The following is a 26,254-nucleotide window of genomic DNA, read 5'->3' as shown; positions in this document are numbered from 1 at the left end:
GTCAGCCCTGGGCGTCGTCGCCTGCGGCGCCGGACCCCGCAGAACCAGCCTCGCCACCCGGCTCGGTCACGCCCAGCTCGGCCACGCCCGACGCCGTCCCGCCAGGCCCGGTCGCGCCGGACCCCGCAGAACCAGCCTCGCCACCCGGCTCGGTCACGCCCGGCTGGCTCGCGCCCGACTCCGTCACGCCAGGCTTGGTCGCGCCGGACCCCGCAGGTCCAGCCTCGCCACCCGGCTCGGCCGCGCCCGGCTCGGACGTGCCCGGCTCGGCCACGCCCGACGCCGTCCCGCCCGATGCGGTCGTGTCCGGCTCACCACCTGGCTCAGCGCCGTCCGTCTCCGCACCCTCGGCCCGCTCGGCGAACCGCATGCGCCGGACCTTGCGGTTGAGCGACATCCAGCCGAGCACGCACACGGATGCGACCGCGAAGATCGCGAGGAAGCCGAGGAGCCCGGGTGACACGTCGTAGGGGTCGAGGCCGGGTCGCAGCACGTCCGACGGCGACGGCGATGGCGTGGGCGTCTCGGCGGGCAGCAGCGCCGCGAGCGCGGCGAGGGAGAGAGTCACAGGTGCTCCTCGGTGAGTCCCGCGAACAGGTCGTCCTCGGGCAGCGTGGTGGCGATGCGGGCATCGGCGAGCTCGTACTCCTCCCACGGCCAGACCTCGGTCTCGAGGTCGCGCGGGGTGCCGAAGAAGAAGCCGTCGGGGTCGATCTGGGTCGCGTGCGCGCGCAGCGCGGCGTCGCGGGCATCGAAGTGGTCGGCGACCTCGATGCGTGTCGTCACGGGTCGCTCGACGATCTCGCGCGCGGCGCGGGTCTCGACCCACTCGCCGAAGGGCGACTCGAGACCTGCGTCGACCATCGCCTCGTGGACCGTGCGGATGCGGCGCATCGAGAAGTCGTGGTTGTAGTAGAGCTTGAGCGGGGTCCACGGTGTACCCGCGCCGGGGAACCGACCCGGGTCGCCCGCGGCCTCCCAGGCCGCGGCCGTCACCTCGTGCGTGCGGATGTGGTCGGGGTGCGGGTACCCGCCCGACGGGTCGTACGTCGTGATGACGTGGGGCCGGAACTCGCGCACGACGCGGACGAGGGCCTCGGCGGACTCCTCGAGCGGGACGAGCGCGAAGCAGCCCTCGGGGAGCGGCGGCAGCGGGTCTCCCTCGGGCAGTCCCGAGTCGACGAACCCGAGCCAGTGCTGGCGCACGCCGAGCGCGGCGGCCGCGGCGGCCATCTCTTCGCGGCGGACGGCGGCGATCTCGTCGCCCTCGGCGAGCTCTCGGCCGTAGCTGGGGTTGAGGACGGAGCCGCGCTCGCCTCCGGTGCACGTGACGACAAGGACCTCGACGCCGGCGGCGGCGTAGCGGGCGGTCGTGGCGGCGCCCTTGCTCGACTCGTCGTCGGGGTGGGCGTGGACGGCCATGAGGCGCAGGGGCGTCGTCACGTCGGTGGTCCTCTCGGTGCACGGGCCCAGGTCTGGGCTCCACCCCTCACCGTATCTCCCGTGGGGTGCCGCACGGGACGTGAGGACCCCAGGCGCGGGCGGCGGAGGTTCGACGACGCGCACGCCCCGGTTCCCGCGACCGCACGAGCCTGGGACACTGGGGCCATGTCCTCCTCCGAGACTCCCGAGACTCCCGAGGCGCCCGCCGCCCCTGGCTCGCCCGTCGCCCCCGGGGCGTCGTCGCCGCTCGCCACCCCCGCCGCGCGGACTGACCTCGACGACAGGTACGGCCGGCTCACACCTGATGCCCGCCGCTCGCGCCGGTTCAAGGTGGCCGCGGCCGCGGCGATCGTGCTCGGGACGGTCGGCGCCGGCTGGGCGGGCTGGAGCATGGTCGCCGGCGAGCCGTGGACGACGAAGCCCGTCGGCTACTCGGTCAAGGGCCCCGAGCTCACCGAGGTGACATTCCACGTGACGAAGCGCGCAGACCTCGCGCTGCGCTGCAAGGTCGTCGCGCTCGCCGAGAACTACGCCCAGGTCGGCTACCGCGACGTCATCATCCCGGCGAGCTCGGGTGAGCGGGAGTCGTTCACGGTCGAGGTGCGGACGTCGGAGCTGGCGACAACGGGCATGGTCGAGTCCTGCGAGCGCCTCGACGACTGAGGTCGGCGCGCACGACGACGGGTCGGGCGGCGCGTCGCAGATCACGGGTCCGCGTCCTTGCGGCCCGTGCGGCTATACTGGGTGTTTCGACCACTGCTCGGCGACCGTGCAGCGCGTTCTCGTTCACGCTCCCGGCCGGGCCCCTCAGACGGGTGGTCGACGGTGTGGCACGCGAGGGGGCGTCGCACCGGCGAGCAGGGGCACATCTTCTTCATCACATCTCGGCGCACGGTTCCCACCGTGCGCCGCTGTCCTACGTGGACCGAAAGGAGCGACAATGACCGGGACCACCACGTGGCTGACGCAGGAGGCGTACGACAGGCTCAAGGCCGAGTACGAGTACCTCACCGGCGCCGGCCGGGACGAGATCGTCGCGAGGGTCGCGCAGGCGCGTGACGAGGGCGATCTCAAGGAGAACTCCGGCTACCACGCGGCCCGTGAGGAGCACGCGAAGCAGGAGGCCCGTGTCCGCGAGCTCAAGGCGAAGCTCGAGAACGCGCAGGTCGGCACGCCTCCGGACGACGGCCTCGTCGAGCCGGGCATGATCGTCACGCTCGACTTCGCGGGCGAGGAGATGACGTTCCTCCTGGGTTCGCGCGAGATCGTGGGCACGACGGAGCTCGACGTCTTCTCGGAGGCGTCGCCCCTCGGCGCGTCGATCCTCGGTCGCTCGGTGGGCGACGAGGTGACGTTCACGACGCCGACCGGTGCTGAGCGTCTCGTCAAGGTCCTCAAGGCCGTGCCCTACGACGGCTGAGCGCGCGCACGACATGCTGAGGAGCGGGCCACCCCATCGGGGTGGCCCGCTTCGTCGTTCCTGCGAGCCCCGGCACCGCGCGGTCGGGCTCGCTGCGCTCGGGCGTTCACCGGCTGCGTCGCTCGCCGGCTCGGGCGCCTGGTGTTCAGGCGCCGGGGGCGAGCCGGTAGCCCTCGCCCCTCAGGTGCGTGAGGAGCGCGTCCTGGTGCTCGGCGCCCTTGGTCTCGACCTGGAGGACGACCTCGACCTCGTCGATCGCGAGGTGCGGCCCGGTGCGGACGTGCTCGATGTGCATGACGTTGCCGCCCTCGCGCGCGATCGCGAGAAGGAGGTCGGCGAGCATCCCGGGCCGGTCGGTGAGCAGGGCTCGCACCTGGAGGTAGCGGCCGGCGGACGCGAGGCCGTGGCGGACGACGCGCAGGAGGACGACGGGATCGACGTTGCCTCCCGAGAGGACGACGACGATGGGTCCGTCGAAGCCGTCGGGCTCGGCCATGAGCGCGGCGACACCGGTCGCGCCAGCGGGTTCGACGAGAAGCTTGGCGCGCTCGGCGACGAGGAGGAGCGCGCGGGAGATCTCGTCCTCGCTCACGGTGACGACCTCGGCGTTGCCGTGGCGGAGGAGCTCGAGCGGAACCTCGCCGGGGCGCGCGACGGCGATACCGTCGGCCATCGTCGAGCGCACGGGCACGGTCTCGGCCGTCCCGGTGCGGAGCGATCCGGGGTAGGCGGCCATGCGTTCGGCCTGCACGCCGACGACGTGGACGTGCGGTGCGAACTGCGAGAATGCGGCGACCATCCCGGCGGCCAGGCCGCCTCCGCCGACGGGGACGACGACCGTGCGGACGTCGGGGACCTGCTCGAGGATCTCGAGGGCGATCGTCGCCTGCCCGGCGACGACGTCGGCGTGGTCGAACGGGTGGATGAGCACGGCGCCCGTGACGCGCGCGTGCTCGTACGCGGCCGCGAGCGCGTCCTCGACGCTGTGCCCGACGAGCCGCACCTCGGCGCCGTAGGCGCGGGTCGCGGCGATCTTCGGCAGAGCAGCGTCGGACGGCATGTAGACGACCGCATGGATGTCGAGCTCACGGGCCGCGAGGGCGACACCCTGCGCGTGGTTGCCGGCGCTCGCCGCGACGACCCCGGAGGCGCGCTCGTCGGCGGTGAGTCGGGCGAGGCGCACGTACGCGCCGCGCAGCTTGAAGGATCCGGTGCGCTGGAGGTTCTCGCACTTGAGGTGGACCTCGGTGGCGGTGAGCTCGGCGAGCGCGCGCGAGTGCTCGACGGGCGTCGTCACGGCGACGCCCTCGAGGAGGCGTCGGGCGTCGGCGAGGTCCACGGGGTCGAGAGGCAGGCCGGTCACGCGTCGTCGCCGGGCTGCGTGCGACGCTGCGTGCCGGAAGCGTCGTGCGGTGGCTCGTCGGCTGCGGTCTCGGCCGCGCCCTTGACAGCGCTCTTGACAGCGGGGCTGTCGGAGGGGGCCACGAGGACCGCTCCCTCACCGACCTCGACGACGACGACGTCCGTGTCGGCATCCTGCGCGCCGCGGCGCAGCGCCACGGCGCGGCGCCGCACCTCGGCCTCCGCCTCGGGCCGGAAGGTGAGTCGGTCGCCGATGCCGAGGTCGGGGAACTTGTCGTGACCGGAGAGGTAGAGGACGACGGTGTTGATGACCGACGCGATGGGCACGGCGAAGAGGGCTCCGACGATCCCGGCGACCATCGTGCCCCCCGAGACGGTGAGGAGGACGGCGACGGGATGCATCGACACGGCGTGGCCCATGAGGAACGGCTGGAGGAGGTGCCCCTCGATCTGCTGGACGAGCAGGACGATGCCGAGCATGACGAGCGCCCACACCCAGCCCTTGACGACGAGGGCGACGAGCACGGCGATCGCGCCCGTGACGATCGCGCCGACGAACGGGATGAACGATCCGATGAAGACGAGGATGCCGAGCGGCACGACGAGCGGCAGCTGGAGGGCTGCGGCGCCGATCGCGATGCCGGTCGCGTCGATCGCGGCGACGAGGATCTGCGTGCGCGTGTAGGCGGCGAGGGTCACGAGCCCGCGGCGCCCGGCCTGGTGCACGTCGTCGCGGGCGGCGCGCGGCAGGAGCCCGACGATCCACGTCCAGATCGTGCGGCCGTCGTAGAGGAAGAAGATCGTGCAGAACAGCGCGATGACGAAGCCTGCCGCCAGGCTCGTCACGGTCGAGCCGACGGACATGGCCCCGGAGACCACGGTGCCGAGGTTCTGCTCGACCGTCGTCGAGATGTCGCTGAGCATGCCCTCGAGCCGCTCGGTGTCGATGCCGAGAGGCCCTGTCGCGAGCCACTCGATCATTTGGTCGAGGCCCTCGCGGGCCTGCGTCGAGAGCGAGGCGATGCCGGTGACGATCTGCTGCCCGGCGATGGCGATGAGGCCGATCGCGGCGGCGAGCAGGAGGAGCACCGACGTCACGGCGGCGAGCGCGCGCGGGAACCGCAGGGTGCGGACGAGCCAGCCGTGGAGGGGCGCGAGGAGGACGGTGAAGAGCAGCGCGGCGGCGACGGCGACGAAGAGCTCGCCGAGGGGCCGCAGCACCCAGATGACGGCTCCTGCGCAGATGCCGATGATGAGCAGGCGCCACGACCAGGCTGCGGCGGCTTGGACGGACGGTGGGATGGAGCGGGAGGCGACGTAGTCGCCGTGGAGCGCGTCAGCGCCCACGGCCTCGGTCGTCGCGGTCCCGGCGTCGTCCCGGGTGGTGTCGTCGCTCGTCATCGTCGTCCTTCCAGCCCCCACGTCCGCGCAGGTCGGACGCCCGTGTCGGGGCGGTAGGCCCCGCGTGCCAGACTACGACGACCGGCACCGGCTCGCGCTCGCGCGCGCCGCGGGAACACGCGGTGGACGCGCGACGTTGCACCTTTTCACGGAGCGTTCACGACTGCTCCGGCGTTCCTGCCCCCACCGGAGGTCACCGTGCTCGAGAACCTCTTCGGCCGTCGCGTCCCGACGACCGTCGTCAGCCCCGCCGATGCCCTCCCGGGGCGGCCCGCCCGCGCGTTCCACGTGCCTCCGACGCACGCGGTCCTCGGAACCCCGCTCGAGGGTCCGCTGCCCGACGGTGCGCACGAGATCTTCCTCGGCCTCGGCTGCTTCTGGGGCGCGGAGAAGCTCTTCTGGCAGCTGCCGGGCGTCATCTCGACGTCGGTCGGGTACATGGGCGGGACGACGCCGCACCCGACGTACGAAGAAACGTGCACGGGCATGACCGGGCACACCGAGACGGTGCGGGTAGTGTTCGACCCGACGGTCGTGAGTGACGAGGACGTGCTGCGGACGTTCTGGGAGAACCACGACCCGACGCAGGGTTTCCGTCAGGGCAACGACGTCGGCACCCAGTACCGCTCGGCGATCTTCACGACGACGCCCGCGCAGGCGGACCTCGCCGAGCGGACGCGCGCGGCGTTCGGGGCGAGCCTCGCGGAGCGGGGCTTCGAGGAGATCACGACGGAGGTGCGGACGGCCGCGGACGCGGGGCCGTTCTACCTCGCGGAGGCGGACCACCAGCAGTACCTCCACAAGGTGCCTCACGGCTACTGCCCCGTCCATGCGACGGGCGTGCGCTGCGAGCCGCTCGACGGCTGAGGTCTCACCTCCACGCGATCCGCACGGACGTCCACAGCACCTGACGCTGCGACCTGCCACGACGTGCCGTCGTTGTGCCACCATGGCGGGGTGCGCCAGATCACGCAGTCCAAGAAGCTCAAGAACGTCCGCTACGACGTGCGGGGACCGATCCTCGTCGAGGCGCAGCGCCTCGAGTCGCTCGGCCACAAGATCCTCAAGCTCAACATCGGCAACACCGCGCCGTTCGGCTTCGAGGCGCCGCCGACGATCCTCGCGGACATGATCCAGCACCTGCCCGAGGCCCAGGGGTACTCGGACTCGCGCGGCATCTACTCGGCGCGCACGGCCGTCGCGCAGTACTACCAGTCGCGCGGGCTCGTCGACACGCACGTCGAGGACATCTTCATCGGCAACGGCGTCTCCGAGCTCATCACGATGGTGCTCCAGACGTTCGTCGACGACGGCAACGAGATCCTCGTGCCTGCGCCCGACTACCCGCTGTGGACGGGCGCGGTGACGCTCTCGGGCGGCACGCCCGTGCACTACCGCTGCGATGAGTCGAACGCCTGGAACCCGGACCTCGAGGACATCGAGTCGAAGATCACGGCGAACACGCACGCGATCGTCCTCATCAACCCGAACAACCCGACGGGTGCGGTGTACTCGGAGGAGATCGTCAAGGGCATCGTCGACATCGCACGACGGCACGACCTCGTGATCTTTTCCGACGAGATCTACGAGAAGATCCTCTTCGACGAGGCGAAGCACCACCATGCGGCGACGTTCGCGGGCGACGACGTCCTGTGCCTGACGTTCTCGGGGCTGTCGAAGGCGTACCGCGTGTGCGGGTACCGGGCGGGATGGCTCATGATCTCGGGCCCGACGCACCTCGCGACGGACTTCCTCGAGGGTCTCACCCTCATGGCGAACATGCGCATGTGCGCGAACGTGCCGGCGCAGCACGCGATCCAGACGGCGCTCGGTGGCTACCAGTCGATCAACGAGCTCATCGTCCCTGGCGGGCGCTTCTACGACCAGATGATGCTCGCGGACACGCTGCTCAACGAGATCGACGGCGTGACGAACGTGCGTCCGCAGGGTGCGCTCTACTGCTTCCCGAAGCTCGACACGGAGATGTTCGGGATCACGGACGACCAGGAGTTCGTCCTCGACCTGCTGCGCCGCAAGCACATCCTCGTGACCCACGGCACGGGCTTCAACTGGTTCGAGCCGGACCACTTCCGGCTCGTGTGCCTGCCCGACGAGGACGTCCTCACGGAGGCGATCGGCCGCATCGCAGAGCATCTCGACGAGATTCGTCGCTGACCCGACGCCCGCGCGCGCTCCCCCTCCGGCCCGTCCCCACCCCTCCGGCCGTGCCCCGGCCGCACCCGGCCGTGCCTCGCACGCCGAGGAATCCGCGCAAATGGCTACTGGGAGCAGCCATCTGCGCGGATTCCTTCGTATGCGGGGCGGGGGCGGGGCTGCGCGTGCAGGGCTGCGCGTGCGGGGGCGGGCGCGGGGCTACTTGCCGCGCTTCTTGCCTTTGCCGCGGGCGCGGCTCTGGTCGCTGCGCTTGCGCTGCTGCGCGGCGGTGCGGTCAGCCTGGGCGCGGGCGGCGGCGCTCTTCTTGCGTCGGGCCTCGCCCGTCCGGGTGAGGGCCGTCGCGCCCGTCGTCCTGCCGCCGTCACGCCCTGACGACCCCTGAGCCGCCTGGTCCTGCGCGGCCTGGTCCTGCGCGGCGGCGCCGCGCGAGCTGTTGACGGAGCGGCCGCGGACGATGCCGACGAGCTCCTCGCACAGCGGGTCGCCGTCGTGCGCGGGCCATGCGAGGCTCACGCCGGACGTCGGCCCGTCGGTGAGGGGCACGGCGACGACGTCGCGCCGGTGGTGCAGTCGCGCGAGCGACATCGGCAGGATGACGACGCCGACGCCCGACGCGACGATCTCGACGGCCTCCTTGGCGTGCCCCGGCCGCACGTACCCGGGCACGCCCGGCGGCGTCCCGGTGACGGCGGACGGCTCGTCGCCTGACGCGAGGGCGTTCCAGTCGAAGCGGTCGTCGAGGGGGTGCCACACGGTCTCGTCCGCGAGGTCGTCGAGCGTCACGTCGTCTGCGAGCGAGAGCAGGTGCTCCTTGCTCACGACGACGACGGGCACCTCGTCGTAGAGCGGGATCGCGTGGAGGAAGCGCTCGTGGCCGTCGTGCGTCGCGACGGGCCGGCGCACGAGCGCGGCCTCGACGTCGCCCGCGCGGACGGCGGCGCCGGCGTCGTCGGTCGTGAGCGGCACGAGCTCGAGCGGGACGGTGAGGCGCGCACGCCACGTCCGCACCCACTTCGCGGGGTTGACCCCGGGCACGAAGCCGAGGCGGAACGCTGCGACGCCGTCATGCTGGGGGTCCGTGGTCTGCAGGTCCTCCTGCGGGGTGTCGTCCGGGGCGTCGTTCACCCATGCAGCGTAACGGGCGACGGACACGTGAGGCCGGGGCCCGCGCACGGACCCCGGCCGTCACAGCCCCTGCGGGCCTCCGTCAGAGGTCGCCCCGGAGGAGGCGCCACACGCCGATCCCGCCGGGGACCACGATCCAGAGGAACGACGCGGACGCGAGCTGCGCCCACTGCGTCCCGGTGAGGGCGAGGCCCTCCATGAGCGGCACGGTCGCGTTGCTGAGCTCGAACCAGGGCAGTGCGTCCCGGATCGGCGAGATGAACATCGTCACGAACGCGAACACGGACGGCAGGAGGAGATACGTGATGATCGCGAGCGGCGTCGAGCGCAGCAGCAGGCCGAAAGCGGTGCCCTGGAGGACGACGAGGACGAGCGTGAGGAGCGTCCCGACGAGGACCCCGCCGTCGACGTCCCACACGGCGGTTTCCCCGCGGACGACAGCGGCGCCGAGGAGGACGACGGCGGCGACCGCGACGGCGACGACGAGGAGGACGGCCGTCGTCGTGAGGGCCGCCGCGACCTTGCCAGCGACGACGCGGCCACGCCGCGGCTCGAGCGCGAACGTCACGGCGAGGGTGCGCTGCGAGAACTCGGACGTCACGGCGAGGATCGCGAGGATCGGCATGAACATCGCGAGCCCCATGCTCGCCGAGCCGTTGAGGAGGAGCCCGAACGTCGGCCCCGTGTCTCCGGGCCAGATCGCCATGACGACGGACATGCCGACGACGGCGAGGGCGATGAGGCCGAGGAAGACGGCGCCGGCGCGGGTGTTGACGACCTTGCGGTTCTCCGCGTTCCAGATGCGCAGGAACGGGACGGGTGCGTGGGCGAGCAGGGCGCTCATCGGAGGTTCTCCTTGCTGGACGGTGCGGGGACGGGCAGGGTGACGCGGGCGTTCACTGCTGGACCCGCTCGCGGTCGGTGCCCGCGGTGAGGCGCACGAACGCCTCCTCGAGGTTGCCGTCGGACTCGACGAAGCTTGCGGTCGTGCCCTGCGCGAGGACGCGTCCGTGGCCGACGACGACGACGTCGTCGCACACGGTCTGCATCTCGGTGAGGAGGTGGCTCGAGAGGAGGACGGTGCGTCCTTCGGACGCGAAGTCGCGCAGGAGGGTGCGCATCCAGCGGATCCCCATGGGGTCGAGGCCGTTGGCGGGCTCGTCGAGGACGACGACCTCGGGGTCGCCGAGGAGGGCGAGGCCGAGGCCGAGCCGCTGGCGCATGCCGAGCGAGTACGTGCGGGTGCGGCGCTTCGCTTCGGCCGGGGTGAGGCCGACGATCTCGAGGACGTCGTCGACGCGGCTCGCGGGCAGGCCGAGGATGCCGGCGGCGAGCCGCAGCTCCTCGCGGCCCGTGCGGCCCGCGTGAAGGGCGTCGGCGTCGAGCATCGTGCCGACGTTGCGCGCAGGGTTGGGCAGCGAGGCGTAGGGACGGCCGGCGATCGTCGCGCTCCCCGACGTTGGGCGGACGAGCCCGACGAGGGTGCGCAGCGTCGTCGTCTTGCCGGAGCCGTTCGGACCGAGCAGGCCCGTGACACGGCCCGGGAGGGCCGAGAACGAGGCGTCGTCGACCGCGGTGACGCGGCCGAAGCGCTTGGTGAGGTGCGTGACTGTGATCATGGCTCCACGTTCCCGCCGGCGGGGCCCGCGGGGCATCGGTCCGCCGTCGACGTGCGTGACGACGACGGTCGCGCGCCGACCTCCCCTCCGGTCACGGACACCCCCTCCCATGGTCGCGAGCGTCCGACCCTGGTCGGAGGTCGCGGCGCGCACCCCCTCCTGCGGTCGCTCCACGCCGCGCCGTGCGCTCAGTAGGCTCGTGGGGTGCGTCTTCCCCCCGTCCTCACCCGGCTCGCGGCCAAGCCTCCGGTCCCGGCGCCGCCGCTCACCGTGTGGGGCCGCACCTGGCGGTTCGTCCTCGTCGTCGTCGGCGCGTTCGTGACGTTCGGCGTCACGCTGCCGGAGGCTGCGGGCACGAGCATCGAGTACACGGCGACGCCGCGCGAGGCCCTCGATCTCGCCCTGGGCGTCCTGTCGTGGGTGCTCATCTGGTTCCGCCGACGGTGGCCGTTGACGATCGCTCTCGTGCTCACCCTCATGACGACGTTCTCCGCGACGGCGGCGTTCGCCGCGACGCTCGCCGTCGTCTCGGTGTGCGCGCGCCGCCGCACGATCGAGGTCGTCCCGGTGACGGTGACGTACTGCGTGGCGTCGTTCACGTCGTTCTACCTGGTCGACGGGCTGCCGGACATGCCGTGGTGGGTCGTCGTGCTCACCCAGGTCGTCTCGACGGTCCTCGTCGTCGGCATCGGCCTCTACATCGGGGCGCGGCGCGAGCTCGTGTGGACCCTCCAGTCGCGTGCCGAGGCAGCGGAGCAGGCGCGTGCGACCGACGCGGAGCGGGCCCGCGCCCAGGAGCGTGCGACGATCGCCCACGAGATGCACGACGTCCTCGCGCACCGTGTGTCGCTCGTCGCGATGCACGCGGGCGCGCTCGCGTACCGCACGGACCTCTCGCCCGAGGAGGTGCGTGAGTCCGCGGGGATCGTCCGCGACAACGCGCACCGCGCGCTCGAGGAGCTCCGGGAGGTCCTCGGCGTCCTGCGCGTCGGCACGGAGGCCAGCGCGACCGACGCCCCGCAGCCGACGCTCGAGCGGATCGACGACCTCGTCGCGGACGCGCGGGCGCTCGGCGCGCACGTCGACTTCGGGATGACGCCGGCCGTGACGGATGCCGCCGCGACGCTTGCAGGATCGACGGCACGCACCGCGTACCGCGTCGTCCAGGAGGGCCTCACGAACGCGCGCAAGCACGCTCCCGCCTCCCCCGTCGTCGTGCGGGTCGTCGGGTCGCCGGACGACGGGCTCACCGTCATGGTCCGCACGCCCGGCACGCACGGCGTCCCGGGACGGCCGGCCCGCGTCGACGCGGCGTCGGTCCTCGGGACGGCCGTCGAGACGCGGCTGCCGTCGTCCGGGCACGGCCTGCGCGGCCTCCACGAACGCGTGACGCTCCTCGGCGGCACGTTCGACGCGGGCGACGACGCAACCGGAGGCTTCGTCGTCCGCGCGACCCTGCCCTGGTCGCGGTGAGCGCGACCGTCCATGAGATCCTCAGCACCATGAGCGACCACGTCACGTCCCGCGTCCACGTCGTCGTCGTCGACGACGACGCCCTCGTGCGCTCCGGCCTGCGCATGATCCTCGGGGGCGCCCGCGAGATCGAGATCGTCGGCGAGGCGGCCGACGGGCTCGAGGCCGAGGACGTCGTCGCGGCCACCTCCCCCGACCTCGTGCTGCTCGACGTGCGCATGCCGCGCCGTGACGGGCTCGCGACCGCCCGAGCCCTGCGCACGCGGTGGCCCTCCCTGCGTGTCCTCGTCCTCACGACGTTCGACACCGACGACACGGTGCTCGAGGCCCTGCGGCACGGGGCCGACGGGTTCCTCCTCAAGGACACGCCGCCGGACCGTCTCGTCGACGCCGTCCTGCGCACCGCCGCGGGCGAGCCGATCCTCTCCCCGACCGTGACGAGCCGCCTCATCGCCGCTGCGACGGGGGACGCGCCCTCGCGCTCGGCCGACGCTCTCGAACGGCTCGCGCGGCTCACGGAGCGGGAGCACGAGGTCGCGCTCGCCGTCGCGCGCGGACTGTCCAACACCGAGGTCGCGGCCGAGCTCTTCATGAGCGTGCCGACCGTGAAGTCGCACGTCGGGCGCATCTTCACGAAGCTCGACGTCGACAATCGCGTGCAGATCGCCAACTGCGTGCGGGACGCGGGGCTCGGCTGAGAGTCCCCGCGGTCAAGCCACACGACCTGCGCCGCTGCGCGGGCGCGACCCGTCCCTGCGGCGGGACGGTCCTCGCCCAGCGTCCCTGACGAGCACCGCCACCGGCCTTCTCGTCCAGTGGTGGGGAGAGCCTGCTCCCGCTCGGTAGGATGGTCCCCGTGAGCAAGCACCCTCAGGCGATGAAGGCCGCGACCGCGGCGAAGAAGCTGGGCGTCTACCTGCCCGCGACGCCGGAGGAGTTCCAGCAGCGTTTCATCACGCGCGACGAGCTCGACGCGTGGCAGACAGACCCTCCGCAGTGGCTCGTCGAGCTGCGTCAGAACGGACCGCACCCGCGTCCGGTCGTCGCGGCACGCCTCGGGGTCTCGATCTCGGGCCTCGCGCGCGGAGGCATCTCTGACGCCCTGACGACCGAGCAGATCACCGAGCTCCGCGAGAAGAACCCCGAGTGGCTCGTCCGCGAGCGCAAGATCCAGGCCGAGGTCCGGGCCGAGGAGGAGCGTGTCCGCGAGCGCGACGCGCAGCGTGCCGCCAAGGGTGACCCTGCGCGCGGTGCGCAGGGGAAGGGCGCTCGCGACGCCCGCTGAGCGTCCGCCTGCCTCTCTGCACGTCGGAGTCTCCGCGCACGCGCCTCTCTGCTCCCGCGACACTCGGCTGCTGAGAGGCCCCACTCCGGGCACCGCCGGGGTACAGGAGAATCGACGTATGCCTCACGCCCTGCCTGCCGACGTCCTCGCGATGCTCGACGTCCTCCGGCGCCGCCCCGACGTCGAGGCACCCGAGCTCGTCGCGGCAGACGCCGCCGACCGACTTGTCCTCGCCGAGGCGCGCGAGCTCCTCGCGTCGTCAGGTCCGGGTGAGGTTGCGGTGCTCGACGACGGCTACGGGGCGCTCGCCCTCGGCGCGCTCGCCCTCGGAGCTCCGGACGTCCGCGTCGCGACGGACACGGTGACGAGCGAACGGGCGATCCGCCTCAATGCGGCGGCGGTCGCGAGTTGTGGGCTGGCGAACGACCCCTCGCGCGTGCACCCGGTCACTGCCCTCGACCCGGCGTCGGTCTCGAGTCTCGGGCTGCCGGTCGACCCCTCGTGCGTGCACGTGACCGCTCCCCTCGACCCGGCGTCGGTCGCCGGCGCCCGGGTCGTCCTCGCGCGTCTTCCCCGGTCGCTCGACGCGCTCGCCGAGCTCACGGACCTCGTCGCCGATCATGCTGCGCCGGACGTCGTTCTGCTCGCGACGGGTCGGCTCAAGCACATGAGCCGCAGCATGAACGACGTGCTCGCGGTGCGCTTCGCGGAGGTGTCGGCGACGCTCGCGCACGGCAAGGCGCGGGCGCTCGTCGCACGTCGCCCTGTCGCGGCGCCGCCGGGGCACGTGCGGTTCCCTCGACGGGCGCGCGTCGAGGTTCCCGCCGGGGCGGGACTTGACGGGGATCTCGATGTCGTCGCGCACGGCGCTGCCTTCGCGGGGCCGAACCTCGACATCGGCACGCGTGCCTTGGTCGAGGTCTTCGACGAGCTCGTCGGGTCGGGCGCCGCGTCGGGCGCCGCGTCGGGGCTCTCGCCGGTGCAGGTCCTTGACCTCGGCTGCGGGACGGGCGTGCTCGCGACGGTCGTCGCGCTGCGCGTGCCGCACGCGACCGTCGTCGCGACGGACCGCTCCGCGGCCGCCGTACTGTCGGCGGCGGCGACGGCTGCGGCGAACGGCGTCGGCGACCGCGTGACGACGCTGCACGACGACGCGGCGGCGTCGGTGCCCGACGCGTCCGTCGACGTTGTCGTCTGCAACCCGCCGTTCCACGCGGGCACCGTCGTGAGCACGGACATCGCCGAGGCGATGTTCCGCGCGGCCGCACGCGTGCTGCGGCCCGGTGGCGAGCTATGGGTCGTGTGGAACTCCCACCTGCGGTACCGGCCGTCGCTCGAGCGAGTCGTCGGCCCGACGACGCAGGTCGCGCGGACACCGAAGTTCACGGTGACGCGGTCGGTGCGCCGCTGAGGGTCGGGCAGATGGGCGTTGGGCAGCTGAGCGTCGGGCAGCTGAGCCTCGGGCAACTGAGCGACGCGCAACAGAGCGACGCGCAACAGAGCGACGCGCAACAGAGCGACGGGCAACAGAGCGTCGGGCAACTGAGAGCGAGCGCCTCGCCCAGCTCCGGCAGCTCAGCAGGGCGCCCCGGCCCCGAGACCCGAGCGCCTCGCACGTCCCGGTCCGACAGACCGGCGTGCTCACGCGGGACGCTCCGCCGGCTCAGTCCAGCGTGAGCCGTTCGAGGATCGCGGGGTCGCCCGCGTAGATGCCGTCCGTGCGGGGGCGGTGGACGACAACGTCGGTGAACCCGAGCTCTGCGGCGCGCCCGACCATGTCGTCGAACTTGCCGACGGACTCGAGCGAGTACGTGAACGTGTCGAGGCTGAGGTAGCGCGGGAAGATCTCGTGGTCGGCGACGGCGTCGCTGCGGCCGGCGCGCTCGAGCGCGTCGTCGAGTCGGCCGCTGAGGGTTGCGAGGCTCTGCCACCACGCGTCGACGTCGTCGACCTGCTCGATACCCGTCGTCACCCAGCCCTGGCCGCGGCGGACGACGACGTCGAGGGCGCGCGGACCGTTGCCGGCGATGAGCATCGGCGGCGGGGCGGCGAGCAGGCCGGGGTGGGTGCGGGCGCCGACGGCCGTGTAGAACTCGCCGTCGTGGTCGGTGAAGGGCTGCGTGAGCATCGTCGTGAGCAGGCCGAGGAACTCGTCGAGGCGACGGACCTTCTGCCCCGGGGTGAGCGGCTCCTGCCCGAGCACCGCCGCGTCGAAGCCGCCGCCGCCCGCGCCGAGGCCGAGGAGCATGCGGCCACCGGAGATGTCGTCGAGCGTGAGGACGTCCTTCGCGAACGTCACTGGGTGGCGGTAGTTGGGGGTCGCGACGAAGGTGCCGAGCGGGATCGTCGTCGTGGCGAGCGCCGCAGCGGTGAGCGTCGGGACCGTGGCGAACCAGGGCTCGTCGGCGAGCGAGCGCCACGCAAGGTGGTCGTACGTCCAGGCGTGCGCAAAGCCCAGGTCCTCAGCGGCGCGCCACAGGGGCGCGGCCTCGCTCCAGCGGAACTGGGGAAGGATGCACAGGCCGACTCGCATGGGTCGAGGGTAGCCCGGGGTGCGGGGTGTGGAGCGCGGGGTACGGAGCGCGGCGTGCGGGACGCGGGGTACGGCGCGCGGGGCACGGTGCGCGGGGCGCGGGGCACGGGGGCACGGGGCACGTGTGCGGGCGGGGCGCGGGGCGCAGGCAGGTCTCCCTGTTGACGGTCCGCATCTCCGCTCTCGTCCAGAACACCACGCACTTCCCACCCCCTCCTCACCCGCGCGAACCCCGGATCTCACCCCAAGGGAGGCGACTCGCCACCAGCGAATCGAACAAGCGTTCGATAGAATTTGTCGCATGGTGGACAAGGCGGATCGCGTGCACCGCGATCACAGCGAGACTCCTCCACTCGACAGCCACGAGGCCTGGGTGGAGGAGGGCATCCGTCTGCGCGAGCTGCAGGACCTCGTCCTGCGCGCCGTCGAGCAGGCCGAGCGCACCATCCGGACGGCCGCCGCGATGAAGGCGCGGGCCCTCGCGCACCTGGGCGTGCTCGCCGACCAGGAGGCTGCGCACGCGGAGCGCGTCCCCGATGTTGTGCTCGCGTCCTCACGAGCGATCGAGGCCGCGCATCGCTCAGGCATCGCGGAGGTCGCGACGACGCTCCGCATGCCGGAAGGCTCGGTGAGGCGCGCCTGGGAGGACGCTCGGACGACGGCCGAGGAGCACCCTCGGCTCTGGAAGGCGCTCCTCGAGGGCCAGGTCTCGGAACGTCATGTCACGGTCGCGCTCGAGGAGCTCACGACGCTCCCGCCGGAGGCACGCCCGACGCTCGAGTCCGAGATCCTCGAGAAGGCCCCGACTGTCACTGCTGCCGGCCTCCAGTCGTTCGCTCGGCGCCGTCGCGAGCTGCACCACCCGGAGTCGGTCGACGTGCGGCACCGTCGCGCACGCGCAGGTCGTCACGTGCTCCTCTCGCCGCCACGCGACGGCATGTCGACCCTCACCGCCCACCTGCCGGCTGTCGCCGCGCACGCGATCTACAACCGGTGCACGGATGCCGCGATGTCGGCCCGCTCCCCTGAGGACCCGCGGACGCTCTCCCAGCTCCGCGCCGACGCACTCATGGCATACGCGCTCACCGACAGCGCGCTGCTCGTTCCGGAGCACGACGCTGGACACAAGACGCCATCGGCGCGGATGCACGAGAGGACACAGGGCCGGACTGCAGCCGGTGCGTCCAAGCCCGGTCAGCCGTCGCCCGGTCAGCCGTCGCCCGGTCAGGCGCCCACGGGAGAGTCCGCAGTCGGTCAGGCGCCCACCGGCCAGACACCCGGCACTCAGACACCGATCGGGCAGACGTCCGGCGGTCTCACCGGCAGCCAGCAGCGCATGCTCGAGGCCGCTCATGCGGAGGCCCTCGGAGACGACGACGCACACGCTGCATCGACGGCCTGCGACATCGACATCTACGGCATCGTGCCGACAGTTGCCGTTCTCGTCCCCGTCGACTGGCTCGCCGAGGACCCGCTGCTCCACGACGGCGCGGACGGTCCAGACCCTGAGGCCGAGCGTCAGGAAGCGGTGCACGGCGAGCTCGTCGGGGCGGGCGTGATCGACCGAGCCACGGCCAGAGCGCTTGCCGCACAGAGTCCGTCGTTGCGGCGGATCCTCACCGACCCGCACACGGGAGCACCGCTCGACATGTCGAGGTCGACGTACCGCGTCCCGTCGCACCTGCGCGTGTTCACCCAGCTCCGCGACGAGACGTGCCGGTTCCCGCTGTGTCGTCGCCGTGCCGAGGCGTGCGACCTCGACCACGTCAAGGCTTGGGAGGAGGGCGGGTCCACGTCCGCGTCGAACCTCGCTCACCTCTGCCGGATGCACCACCGGCTCAAGCACGCGGGATCCTGGTCGGTCCAGGTGGCCGACGAACCGGGCACCGGACGGCTCCACCCCTCGACGCTCATCTGGACCTCGCCCACAGGACGCGCCAGCACGACGCGCGCCGCGATCGGCGGGAGCAATGTCACCTCGCGCGGCACCTCGCCCGCGGATCCGACGACGCCATCACACGCGATGGCAACCACGGGAGTGGCCGCCGATCCCCGCGCGAACGCCTCAGGCGCTCCGCCTCACGCCTCGGCCAAGAACGAGAACGAGAACAACAGCCAGAACGACAACCAGAACCGGAACCGGAACGAAGACGAACACGACAACGATGGCGAGAACGAGAACGATGGCGAGAACGAGAACAACAACGAAGGCGAGAACCAGACCGAGGGCAGCACTCCGTCCAGCCCTCCGAGCGATGCCCGAGAGATCCCCGGTGACCCCGTCCCCTTCTGACAGTCCTTCGGGCCCTTCTGACTGGCACTCGGGCACTGCAACCGCAGGGGCGCTCCCGCGAGAGAAGCACGGCGCATCGACTGAGTGCAGGCCGCCCGCTACCACGACAAGGAGCGTGCCATCCCGAGCGCTGGAAACGCATGAGGACCAGGCCAACCCGAGTCGCCGGCCCACGCCATGGCACGAAGTCGCCCAGGTACGCCTCAGGGGCGGCCACGAGGGCCGCCCCTGAGGATGATCGTGCTGCTGCGCTCAGTTGGTGCCGAGGATGTCGACGACGAAGACGAGGACGTCGTCGCCTCCGATGCCCGCCTGCGGGACGCCGCGCGAGCCGTAGCCGTGGTGCGGCGGAACCGAGAGGAGGACGCGCGAGCCCACCTGCTTGCCGACGAGTCCCACGTCCCAGCCACCGATGACCCGGCCGATGCCGATCGGGAAATCGATCGCGGAGCCACGGTCGTAGGAGTTGTCGAAGACGTGCCCGCCCCACGTCTGGCCGAGGTAGTTGACGACGATGTTGTCGCCGGCCTCGACGGTGTCGCCCGTGCCCTGGACGAGGACCTGGACCTCGAGCTCTGCCGGAGCCTCGGTGTCGGGGAAGGTCAGCACCGGCTTGTCGCCGAAGCCGCCGGATGCCTGGGGAAGGGTTGCCACGGTGTCGAACCTCTCGTCGTGGTAGCGCCTCGCGGTCGCGAGACCTCGGTCAAGGGTAGTGGGCCGGGCGCGGGGCCACACGTGGGGCAGTCCTGTGACCCACCGCGGACCGCCTGTGAGAGCGACCGCGGGCAGCTCAAGGGTCCCCGCGGATCCCCCTCGACGGCCACCGCTGGCAAGCCGCCGGACGCCGACACCACGGACAAGCAACTGACACAACCGGACAAGCCGCCGTCCACTGCGGACGACCCGACGGCCACAGACACCACGGACAAGCCGCCGGCCGCTACGGGGAGTCCGAGTGCCACCGTGGCCAGACTGACGGCTGCCACGGTCACCTTGAGGGACCGTGCGCTGCAGTGCATACGACGACGCGGCTGCCCCGGAAGAGGGACAGCCGCGTCGTGAAGCGTGCAGCTGCGCCGGCCAGTGAGCCGTCGCGCCTTGTGCTGTCGTCAGTCGCGACCGGAAAGGATCGCGAAGATACGCAGGAACTCGACGTACAGCCAGACGAGCGTGACGACGAGCCCGAACGCGAAGGTCCAGGCGAGGTTGCGCGGAACACCGACCTCGACGCCGTGCTTGATCTGCTCGAAGTCCATGACGAGCGAGTACGACGCGAGGAGCACCGCCACCGCGCCGATGATGACGCCGAGCGGGAACCCGGCGATCTCGCCACCACGCAGGCCCCAGGCGTTGTCGGATGCGCCGAAGAGCATGATGCCGAGGTTGACGAGCGAGAACGCCGCGTAGGAGATCATCGCGATGAAGAACATCTTCGTGAGCTTGGGCGACGTGCGGAGCTTGCCGCTCTTGAAGCCGACGAGCACGACGGCGAAGGTCACGACGGTCGCGATGAGCGCCTGCATGGCGACGCCCGGGTAGAACGCGTCCATGAACACGGAGAGGCCACCGAGGAAGACACCCTCGGCGACGGCGTAGCCCATGATGAGCGCGGGGCTCGGCGACTTCTTGAAGATGTTGATGAGCGCGAGGACGAAGCCGATGATCGCGCCGGCGATGTACAGGCCGGGCATCGCGGGCGACAGCTGCCAGGAGACGGCTGCCGCGATGACGACGAGCGCGAGAAGCCCGCCGGTCTTGACGATGACGTCGTCGTACGTGAGGCGGTTCGTCTGCACGGGCGTGGCCGACGGCTGCGCGTACATGTTCTCGAGCGTCGCGGCGGACGCCGCGGTGCCGTAGTCGTAGCCCTGAGCCTGGTTCCCGCGCTGCTGCACGGGGTCCTGGAAGGCCCGGCTCGACGTGAAGACGGGGTTGCTCACTGTTCCTCCTGGCAGTCGTCACAGGCCGGGCGGTCGTCCGGGCTGCTCGCGTTGTTGCGTGTTCTGTGTGGTGGAACGCGCGCGGGCCCCACATCGTTCCCGCTCGTCCCGACGCGTGCGGAACTGGTCCAAGCATGCCAGCACCGACGGACATCTCGGCACTGCTGCCGAGAGTCGGTGCCCCCGGTGGGACTCGAACCCACACTGCGTCGGGTTTAAGCCGACTGCCTCTGCCGGTTGGGCTACGGGGGCCTGCGCGCGGCGACGCGCGGCAGGCACGATCGTCCCACGGAACACACCCCGGCGAGTGGTCTAGACCAGACAGGTCGTCGTCGCCTAGGATCAACCCGATACACACCCGGAGCGAAGGAGCTCGACCATGGAACGTACTGTCACCGTCGCGATTCTCGAGGGGCTCCACGCCCGCCCGGCCGCGATGTTCGTGCAGGAGGCCAGCAAGCAGCCCGTCGCCGTGACGATCTCGCGCGGCGAGGACGCGCCCGTCGACGCCGCCTCGATCCTCGGCGTCATGACGCTCGGCGCAGCCGCTGGCGAGGTCGTCACGCTCCGCACCGAGGGCGACAGTCCCGACGACGTCACCGCGCTCGACGCCCTCGAGGCGTTCCTCAGCCAGGAGACCATCTGAGGCACGCCGACACGGCGCACCGCCTGCGCACCAGGACCTCTGCGCAACGAGGCGCCTGAGCGTCAGGAGCCCCGCGTGCACATGACACACGTCCACGCGGCACAGCGCGGGAGCACATGACCCAGCATGACGGGCCGGTGAGGATCGCTCCTCACCGGCCCGTCATCGTCCGTGCGACTCGTCTGCTAGAGCCCGAGCTCCGCGAGTGCCGGGATCCCGGCCCGCACGACCGACCGCGCCGCGACGGCGTCGGGCTGTGCGAGCGCCTCGTACGCCAGCCGCTCGCACGTCGCCCTGTCGACCGACGCGAGCACGGCCGCGACGTCCGCGAGCGCTCGGGGCGTCATCGAGAGCGACGAGACGCCGAGCCCGACGAGCACGACGGCGAGCGCCGGGTCGCCTGCGGCCTCCCCGCACACGCCGACCGGGGCCGAGCGAGCCGCTCCCCCACGGCACGTCGCCGCGACGAGCTGCAGGACAGCAGGCTGCCAGCCCGTCGAGAGCCCGGCGAGCGCCGCCGTCTCACGGTCGGCGGCCATGCAGTACTGCGTGAGGTCGTTCGTGCCGATCGATGCGAAGGCCGCGTGGGCGAGGATGTGCTCCGACTGCAGCGCGGCGGCGGGCACCTCGACCATGACGCCCGCCGTGCCGAGCCCGTGCGCGGCACACCGCTCGACGAACTCCTCGGTCTCGGCAACCGTCGCGACCATCGGCGCCATGACCCACACGTCCGCCTCCTCGGCTGCCGCTGCCGCGGCGATCGCCTCGAGCTGCCGCTCGAGCACGTCAGGGTGCTCGACGGCCGTCCGCAGGCCGCGCACGCCGAGCGCCGGGTTGGGCTCGTCGTCGGCCGTCACGTAGGCGAGGGGCTTGTCGGCTCCCGCGTCGAGGGTCCGCACGACGACCTTGCGGCCCGGGAACCTCGAGAGCACCGTGCGGTACGCGGCAACCTGCTCGTCGACGTTCGGCTCGTCGGCCCGCCCGAGGAAGCAGAACTCGGTGCGGAACAGCCCGACGCCCTCCGCGCCCGCAGCGACCGCAGCATCCGCCCCCTGCGCGTCCGCGACGTTCGCGAGCAGCGCGACCGGGTGTCCGTCGGAGGTCCGACCGTGGCCGTCGAAGGTCCGCACGACGCCCGCGAGCGCCGCGGCCGCCGCGACGTCTGCGTCCGACGGCGCAGTGTCGACCGTGCCCTCGCCGCCGTCGACGAGCACCGTCGTCCCGTCCGGGATGGCCGTCGCACCGGCGCACGCGACGATCGCCGGAATACCGAGCGACCGCGCGAGGATCGCCGTGTGCGACGTCGGACCGCCACCGGCCGTGACGATCGCGAGGACCTTCGCGGGGTCGAGCGTCGCCGTGTCGGCCGGCGCGAGGTCGGACGCCGTGAGGACGAACGGCGTGCCCGGGTCGGGCACGCCCGGCGCGGGCAGGCCGCGCAGCACCGCGACGATGCGGTCGCGCACGTCGCGTGCGTCCCGCGCTCGCTCGGCCATCATGCCGCCGAGCCCCTCGAGCTGGACGGCGATCGCCTCGGCCGCGTCCCACACGGCGCGCTCGGGCGTCGCGCCGTCGTCCGTGATGCGCTGCGCGGCGCCCTTGGCGAGCGTCGGGTCACCGGCCATCGCGGCCGTCACCGTGAGGACCTCGGCCGCCACGCCCTGAGCGCGACCGGCCCGGTCGAAGAGGTCGGTCTGGACCGCCGCGACGGCGGCCGCGACCTGCGCGACCGCCGTCTCGGCGTCTGTCCCGGCCGACCTGGGTGCCGGCGAGGGCTCAGGGACGGAGGCCGGCATCGCATGGACGACGCCGACGGCCCGCCCGGGGCTCACAGGCACCCCGGTCAGCAGCGAGGTCATGCAGTGTCACCTCCGGACGTCGTCCGGCCGGCACCGCGGGTCGCTGCGCCACCCGACGCCGCGCCGCCCGACGCGTCGTCGGCGACGAGCGCCGCCGTGTCGACGCCGTCGTCCTCGCGACCGGGGGTCTTGAGGTTCCACTTCGTGATGACGAAGCGGAAGAGGAAGTAGTAGATGACCGCGAACACGAGACCGACGGCGATGATGCCGACGGGGTTCTCGGCAATGTTCCAGTTGAGCAGGAAGTCGATCGCGCCGGCCGAGAAGCCGAAGCCGGAGCGCATCTCGAGCGCGTTGACGATCGCGAGCGACGCACCCGTGAGCACGGCGTGGATCGCGTAGAGCGGGTAAGCGACGTAGACGAACGCGAACTCGAGCGGCTCGGTCACACCCGTGACGAACGCGACGAGCGCAGCAGAGCCCATGATGCCCGCGATGACCTTGCGGTTCTGCGGCTTGGCGGTGTGGACGAACGCGAGGGCCGCGGCAGGGAGCGCGAACATCATGATCGGGAAGAAGCCCGCCTGGAACATGCCTGCGGTCGGGTCGCCAGCGAGGAAGCGCGGAATGTCACCGTGGACGACGTTGCCGGCTGCGTTCGTGAAGTCACCGAACTGGAACCACGGCATCGAGTTGAGCAGGTGGTGGAGACCGAAGGGCACGAGCAGGCGGTTGAGCGTGCCGAAGACGAAACCACCCACGACGGCCGAGCCGGTGACCCAGTCGCCGACCGCGGTGAACGCGGCGTCGAAGGCCGGGTAGACGAACGACGCGACGACGGCGATGAGGACGGAGACGCCCGCCGTGATGATCGGCACGAAGCGGCGACCTCCGAAGAACGCGAGGTACGCCGGCAGCTTGATGCGGTAGTACTTCTGATAGAGCAGCGCAGCGGTGAGGCCGATGACGATGCCCCCGAGGACGCCGTAGTTGATGAGCACCTGGGTGGGCGCTCCTGCCCCTGCTGCCACTCCTGCCTGGACGAGCGCCGTGTAGTCGCCGTCCTGGGCCGCGGCGAGCGCCGCCGGATCCACGCCGGTGAGCACGTCCGCGGGGACGACAGCATCAGGCTTGCCCAGGATGTAGGGCGACATCGCCTTCGTGACGCCCGTGAAGACGAGGTAGCCGATGATCGCGGCGAGGCCGGTCGAGCCGTCGGACTTGCGCGCATACCCGATGGCGACGCCGATCGCGAAGAGGATCGGCAGGTTGTCGAGGAGTGCGCCACCGGCGGCCGCGAGGACCTGCGCGACGGGGACGAGCCAGTCAGCGTTCTTGCCGAGGCCGTCGGCACCGAGCATGTCGGGCTGCCCCAGGCGCAGCAGCAGCGCCGCGGCGGGGAGCGAGGCGATGGGAAGCATGAGGGAACGGCCCACGCGCTGGAGCTGGGCGAACCCTGGGATGGTCCGCTTCGCGCGTGGTGCGGTCTGGTCGACCGTGGTCATGGCACTCCTTCGGGTCACGTCACGGCGAGGCTTCGGTGCGTCGTCGGACGGTGGTCGTGAGGTGATGTCGTGGAGCCGGTGGTGCATCGGCGGCGACCGTCGTCGGTCGTCCCCCGGGTCCTGGCGTACAGTCGTGGGACAAGTTGTCTGGACCACTTGCCACCACAGTGGTCTAGACATGATGATGTGTCAAGCGCTCCGGCGACGGAGACCACGTCCCGACGACGGGACGACCCAGGGAGGGGGACCAGCGCCATGACGCCGCAGCAGGCTGCGCGCCGCCACAAGCACCTCGTCGTGCGGGACTACCTCGCCGAGCTCATCGCCACCGAGCTCGAGGTCGGCGATGCCGTGCCCTCGGAACGCGCCCTCACCGAACGCTTCGACGTCTCCCGCATGACCGTCCGTCAGGCCCTCGACGCCCTCGTCGCCGAGGGCACCCTCGTCCGCGAGCAAGGCCGCGGCACCTTCGTCGCACCGCGCCACGCCGACTTCGAGATGCGCCTCACGACGTTCGGCGAGGAAGCCCGCCGCCGCGGCCTCGAACCGGGCGCCGAGGTGCTCGAGGCCACGACCGGACCCGCGAGCCCACGCGTCGCCCGCGGCCTCGACCTCGACGTCGGCGCGCCCGTCCACCACGTCGCCCGGCTCCGCACCGCCGACGACACACCCATGAGCATCGAGTCCTCGTGGATCCCCGCCCACCTCGCCCCCGGCCTCCTCACCGACGGCGTCCCCGACAGCCTCTACGCCGTCCTCCGCGCGCTCGACCTCGCCCCCACGTGGGGCGAGGACACGCTCCAGGCGGCCGACGCGACCCCCGACGAAGCCAGGCTCCTCGGCATGACGACGCAGCGAGCCGTCATGCGCACCCAGCGCCGCTCCTACGCAGGCCAGACCGCCGTGATGTACACGCAGTCGACGTTCCGCGGAGACCGCTACAGCGTCTTCGTCCCCCTCCGCGAGGCACGGCCCATGCTCGTCCCCCGCCCCGCACGCACCGCACCCCCCGTCCCCGAAGTCCTCACTCCCACCCCGGAAGGAGCCTCATGAGCACGTCCGACCAGGAGCGCGCTGCTGCGATCCTCGCCGCGCTCGGCGGCGTCGACAACATCGTCGAGATCGACCCGTGCACCACCCGCCTCCGCGCACTCGTCACCGACCCCGCGGTCGTCGACGCCGCCGCCCTCAAGGCGGCCGGCGCCTACGGCGTCACGAGCCACGGTCGCGTCGTCCAGGTCGTCGTCGGCCCCGAGGTCGACACGATCGCCTCCGCGCTCGACGACCTCATGTAGCAGGCCCAGTACCCGACATCGCACGCACCGCAACCACGCGCCGCACGAGGCCGACCGGGCACCACCGACGCCCGCCGCACGTTGACACCCGCACCACAGCACCCAAGGAGCACACCATGAGCAAGGCCTCCCAGATCCTCGCGGCCCTCGGCGGCGACTCGAACATCATCGATCTCGAGCCCTGCATCACCCGCCTGCGCGTCGAGGTCGAGGACCCCGCGCTCGTCGACGAGGCCGCCCTCAAGGCCGCCGGCGCGATCGCCGTCGTCATGGGCGGCGATGCCGTCCAGGTCATCGTCGGACCCGAGGCCGACACCCTCGCCTCCGACATCGAGGACCTGCGGTGACCGCACCCCTCGACATCCTCGCGCCCGTCGCCGGACGCACCATGGCGATGGCCGACGTCGACGACCCCGTGTTCTCCGCGGGCTACGTCGGCCCCGGCGTCGCCATCGTCCCCGACCCCGAGGCCGGACGCGATGCCGTCGCCCCCATCGACGGGACGATCGTCAAGGTCCACCCCCACGCGTTCGTCATCGCGGGCACCGACGGCCGCGGCGTCCTCGTCCACCTCGGCATCAACACCGTCCAGCTCGACGGCGACGGCTTCACCGTCCACCACCAGCAGGGCGACACCGTGCAGCGCGGCGACGTCCTCATCTCGTGGGACCCCGCCGCCGTCGAGGCAGGCGGCCGCTCCGCCGTCTGCCCCGTCGTCGCCCTCGACGCCCCGGCCGACGCACTCACCGGCGCCCCCGCCGACGGCACCGACGTCACCGTGACCGACACCCTGTTCGTCTGGGGCTGACCGGCGCAGCACCCCCAGCACGGCACGACGAAGGGCCAGGACGTCGAGCGTTCAACGTCCTGGCCCTCCGTGGTTCCCGGAACAGTGCGGTCCCACGAGCAACGCGGTCCCCGGGACAGCGTGGTTCCCTGA

The 26,254-nt window shown here is 72.1% G+C and carries 26 protein-coding genes and 1 tRNA gene; 14 read left to right on the top strand and 13 right to left on the bottom strand.

Features of this window, described 5'->3' with window-relative positions; translation table 11 throughout:
• Nucleotide 1: 1 nt before the first annotated feature.
• Nucleotides 2-568, bottom strand: a complete 567-nt coding sequence (locus IGS67_RS02095; RefSeq protein ID WP_192277341.1) for a hypothetical protein — start codon at nucleotides 566-568, stop codon at nucleotides 2-4.
• Nucleotides 565-1,422, bottom strand: coding sequence for a mycothiol conjugate amidase Mca (mca, locus tag IGS67_RS02090; RefSeq protein WP_192277853.1), 858 nt, complete (start codon nucleotides 1,420-1,422; stop codon nucleotides 565-567). The genes IGS67_RS02095 and mca overlap by 4 nt, the downstream gene beginning before the upstream one ends.
• 186 nt (nucleotides 1,423-1,608) lie before the next feature.
• On the opposite strand from mca, the gene IGS67_RS02085 reads away from it, so the two are divergent.
• Entirely contained in the window at nucleotides 1,609-2,106 is a 498-nt protein-coding gene (locus IGS67_RS02085; RefSeq protein ID WP_192277339.1) for a DUF4307 domain-containing protein, read from the top strand.
• Nucleotides 2,107-2,383: 277 nt separating this feature from the next.
• The gene (gene greA, locus IGS67_RS02080; protein ID WP_192277337.1) at nucleotides 2,384-2,863 is read left to right on the top strand and encodes a transcription elongation factor GreA; all 480 of its coding nucleotides are present in this window, start codon (nucleotides 2,384-2,386) and stop codon (nucleotides 2,861-2,863) included.
• Between the two features lie 145 nt (nucleotides 2,864-3,008).
• Here the strand turns inward: greA and ilvA are convergent, their stop codons facing one another.
• On the bottom strand, nucleotides 3,009-4,226 hold the full coding sequence (gene ilvA / locus IGS67_RS02075) for a threonine ammonia-lyase (RefSeq protein ID WP_192277335.1): 1,218 nt from the start codon (nucleotides 4,224-4,226) through the stop codon (nucleotides 3,009-3,011).
• Nucleotides 4,223-5,626, bottom strand: a complete 1,404-nt coding sequence (locus IGS67_RS02070) for an AI-2E family transporter (RefSeq protein WP_192277333.1) — start codon at nucleotides 5,624-5,626, stop codon at nucleotides 4,223-4,225. Before IGS67_RS02070 ends, ilvA begins: the two co-directional genes overlap by 4 nt.
• A 198-nt stretch (nucleotides 5,627-5,824) precedes the next feature.
• On the opposite strand from IGS67_RS02070, the gene msrA reads away from it, so the two are divergent.
• Both msrA and IGS67_RS02060 read left to right on the top strand, forming a co-directional pair.
• Nucleotides 5,825-6,493 (top strand): peptide-methionine (S)-S-oxide reductase MsrA, encoded by a 669-nt coding sequence (msrA, locus tag IGS67_RS02065; protein ID WP_192277331.1) that lies wholly within the window; start codon nucleotides 5,825-5,827, stop codon nucleotides 6,491-6,493.
• Between the two features lie 90 nt (nucleotides 6,494-6,583).
• Nucleotides 6,584-7,801 carry a pyridoxal phosphate-dependent aminotransferase gene (locus tag IGS67_RS02060; protein ID WP_192277329.1) on the top strand — a complete coding sequence of 406 codons (1,218 nt, stop codon included), beginning with the start codon at nucleotides 6,584-6,586 and terminating at the stop codon, nucleotides 7,799-7,801.
• A gap of 198 nt (nucleotides 7,802-7,999) precedes the next feature.
• Here the strand turns inward: IGS67_RS02060 and IGS67_RS02055 are convergent, their stop codons facing one another.
• The 3 genes from IGS67_RS02055 to IGS67_RS02045 form a co-directional block, all read right to left on the bottom strand.
• Nucleotides 8,000-8,926: a LysR substrate-binding domain-containing protein gene (locus IGS67_RS02055; RefSeq protein WP_328741365.1), complete on the bottom strand. Its 927-nt coding sequence runs from the start codon at nucleotides 8,924-8,926 to the stop codon at nucleotides 8,000-8,002.
• A gap of 82 nt (nucleotides 8,927-9,008) precedes the next feature.
• Complete coding sequence (locus IGS67_RS02050) at nucleotides 9,009-9,770, bottom strand: ABC transporter permease (protein ID WP_192277327.1); 762 nt, start codon at nucleotides 9,768-9,770, stop codon at nucleotides 9,009-9,011.
• Between the two features lie 52 nt (nucleotides 9,771-9,822).
• Nucleotides 9,823-10,545, bottom strand: coding sequence for an ABC transporter ATP-binding protein (locus IGS67_RS02045; RefSeq protein ID WP_192277317.1), 723 nt, complete (start codon nucleotides 10,543-10,545; stop codon nucleotides 9,823-9,825).
• A gap of 204 nt (nucleotides 10,546-10,749) precedes the next feature.
• On the opposite strand from IGS67_RS02045, the gene IGS67_RS13730 reads away from it, so the two are divergent.
• From IGS67_RS13730 to IGS67_RS02025, 4 genes are all read left to right on the top strand, one after another.
• Entirely contained in the window at nucleotides 10,750-12,018 is a 1,269-nt protein-coding gene (locus tag IGS67_RS13730; protein ID WP_192277316.1) for a sensor histidine kinase, read from the top strand.
• Between the two features lie 29 nt (nucleotides 12,019-12,047).
• Entirely contained in the window at nucleotides 12,048-12,716 is a 669-nt protein-coding gene (locus IGS67_RS02035) for a response regulator (protein ID WP_192277315.1), read from the top strand.
• A gap of 179 nt (nucleotides 12,717-12,895) precedes the next feature.
• Complete coding sequence (locus IGS67_RS02030) at nucleotides 12,896-13,303, top strand: DUF5997 family protein (RefSeq protein WP_210767016.1); 408 nt, start codon at nucleotides 12,896-12,898, stop codon at nucleotides 13,301-13,303.
• Nucleotides 13,304-13,421: 118 nt separating this feature from the next.
• Nucleotides 13,422-14,714, top strand: coding sequence for a class I SAM-dependent methyltransferase (locus tag IGS67_RS02025; protein WP_192277313.1), 1,293 nt, complete (start codon nucleotides 13,422-13,424; stop codon nucleotides 14,712-14,714).
• A 252-nt stretch (nucleotides 14,715-14,966) separates the two neighbouring features.
• Here IGS67_RS02025 and IGS67_RS02020 read toward each other — a convergent pair whose 3' ends face one another.
• Nucleotides 14,967-15,836, bottom strand: coding sequence for an LLM class flavin-dependent oxidoreductase (locus tag IGS67_RS02020; RefSeq protein WP_192277312.1), 870 nt, complete (start codon nucleotides 15,834-15,836; stop codon nucleotides 14,967-14,969).
• A 322-nt stretch (nucleotides 15,837-16,158) separates the two neighbouring features.
• Between IGS67_RS02020 and IGS67_RS02015 the strand changes: the two genes are divergently transcribed.
• Nucleotides 16,159-18,129, top strand: coding sequence for an HNH endonuclease signature motif containing protein (locus IGS67_RS02015; RefSeq protein WP_192277310.1), 1,971 nt, complete (start codon nucleotides 16,159-16,161; stop codon nucleotides 18,127-18,129).
• 252 nt (nucleotides 18,130-18,381) lie between these two features.
• Here the strand turns inward: IGS67_RS02015 and IGS67_RS02010 are convergent, their stop codons facing one another.
• From IGS67_RS02010 to IGS67_RS02000, 3 genes are all read right to left on the bottom strand, one after another.
• On the bottom strand, nucleotides 18,382-18,783 hold the full coding sequence (locus IGS67_RS02010; RefSeq protein WP_192277308.1) for an FKBP-type peptidyl-prolyl cis-trans isomerase: 402 nt from the start codon (nucleotides 18,781-18,783) through the stop codon (nucleotides 18,382-18,384).
• 455 nt (nucleotides 18,784-19,238) lie between these two features.
• On the bottom strand, nucleotides 19,239-20,069 hold the full coding sequence (locus tag IGS67_RS02005; protein WP_192277307.1) for a Bax inhibitor-1/YccA family protein: 831 nt from the start codon (nucleotides 20,067-20,069) through the stop codon (nucleotides 19,239-19,241).
• 178 nt (nucleotides 20,070-20,247) lie between these two features.
• Nucleotides 20,248-20,321 (bottom strand) — tRNA-Leu (locus IGS67_RS02000).
• Nucleotides 20,322-20,448: 127 nt separating this feature from the next.
• Between IGS67_RS02000 and IGS67_RS01995 the strand changes: the two genes are divergently transcribed.
• Nucleotides 20,449-20,715 (top strand): HPr family phosphocarrier protein, encoded by a 267-nt coding sequence (locus tag IGS67_RS01995; protein WP_192277305.1) that lies wholly within the window; start codon nucleotides 20,449-20,451, stop codon nucleotides 20,713-20,715.
• Between the two features lie 185 nt (nucleotides 20,716-20,900).
• Here the strand turns inward: IGS67_RS01995 and ptsP are convergent, their stop codons facing one another.
• On the bottom strand, nucleotides 20,901-22,574 hold the full coding sequence (ptsP, locus tag IGS67_RS01990) for a phosphoenolpyruvate--protein phosphotransferase (RefSeq protein WP_192277303.1): 1,674 nt from the start codon (nucleotides 22,572-22,574) through the stop codon (nucleotides 20,901-20,903).
• Complete coding sequence (locus IGS67_RS01985) at nucleotides 22,571-24,019, bottom strand: PTS transporter subunit EIIC (protein WP_192277302.1); 1,449 nt, start codon at nucleotides 24,017-24,019, stop codon at nucleotides 22,571-22,573. Before IGS67_RS01985 ends, ptsP begins: the two co-directional genes overlap by 4 nt.
• A 255-nt stretch (nucleotides 24,020-24,274) precedes the next feature.
• Between IGS67_RS01985 and IGS67_RS01980 the strand changes: the two genes are divergently transcribed.
• The 4 genes from IGS67_RS01980 to IGS67_RS01965 are packed head-to-tail and all read left to right on the top strand — an operon-like array spanning nucleotide 24,275 to nucleotide 26,122.
• A complete protein-coding gene (locus tag IGS67_RS01980; RefSeq protein WP_192277300.1) occupies nucleotides 24,275-25,072 on the top strand; it encodes a GntR family transcriptional regulator in 798 nt (265 codons plus the stop codon).
• Nucleotides 25,069-25,314, top strand: a complete 246-nt coding sequence (locus tag IGS67_RS01975) for a glucose PTS transporter subunit EIIB (protein ID WP_192277297.1) — start codon at nucleotides 25,069-25,071, stop codon at nucleotides 25,312-25,314. Before IGS67_RS01980 ends, IGS67_RS01975 begins: the two co-directional genes overlap by 4 nt.
• 17 nt (nucleotides 25,315-25,331) lie before the next feature.
• Nucleotides 25,332-25,661, top strand: a complete 330-nt coding sequence (locus IGS67_RS01970) for a glucose PTS transporter subunit EIIB (RefSeq protein ID WP_328741391.1) — start codon at nucleotides 25,332-25,334, stop codon at nucleotides 25,659-25,661.
• Complete coding sequence (locus IGS67_RS01965) at nucleotides 25,658-26,122, top strand: PTS sugar transporter subunit IIA (RefSeq protein WP_328741364.1); 465 nt, start codon at nucleotides 25,658-25,660, stop codon at nucleotides 26,120-26,122. Before IGS67_RS01970 ends, IGS67_RS01965 begins: the two co-directional genes overlap by 4 nt.
• Nucleotides 26,123-26,254 lie beyond the last annotated feature (132 nt).

This window comes from Flavimobilis rhizosphaerae, from assembly GCF_014852685.1.
GTDB lineage: Bacteria > Actinomycetota > Actinomycetes > Actinomycetales > Cellulomonadaceae > Flavimobilis > Flavimobilis rhizosphaerae.
The sequence above is the reverse complement of the archived record's forward strand: the minus strand, read 5'-3'. Positions and strand labels throughout refer to the sequence as shown.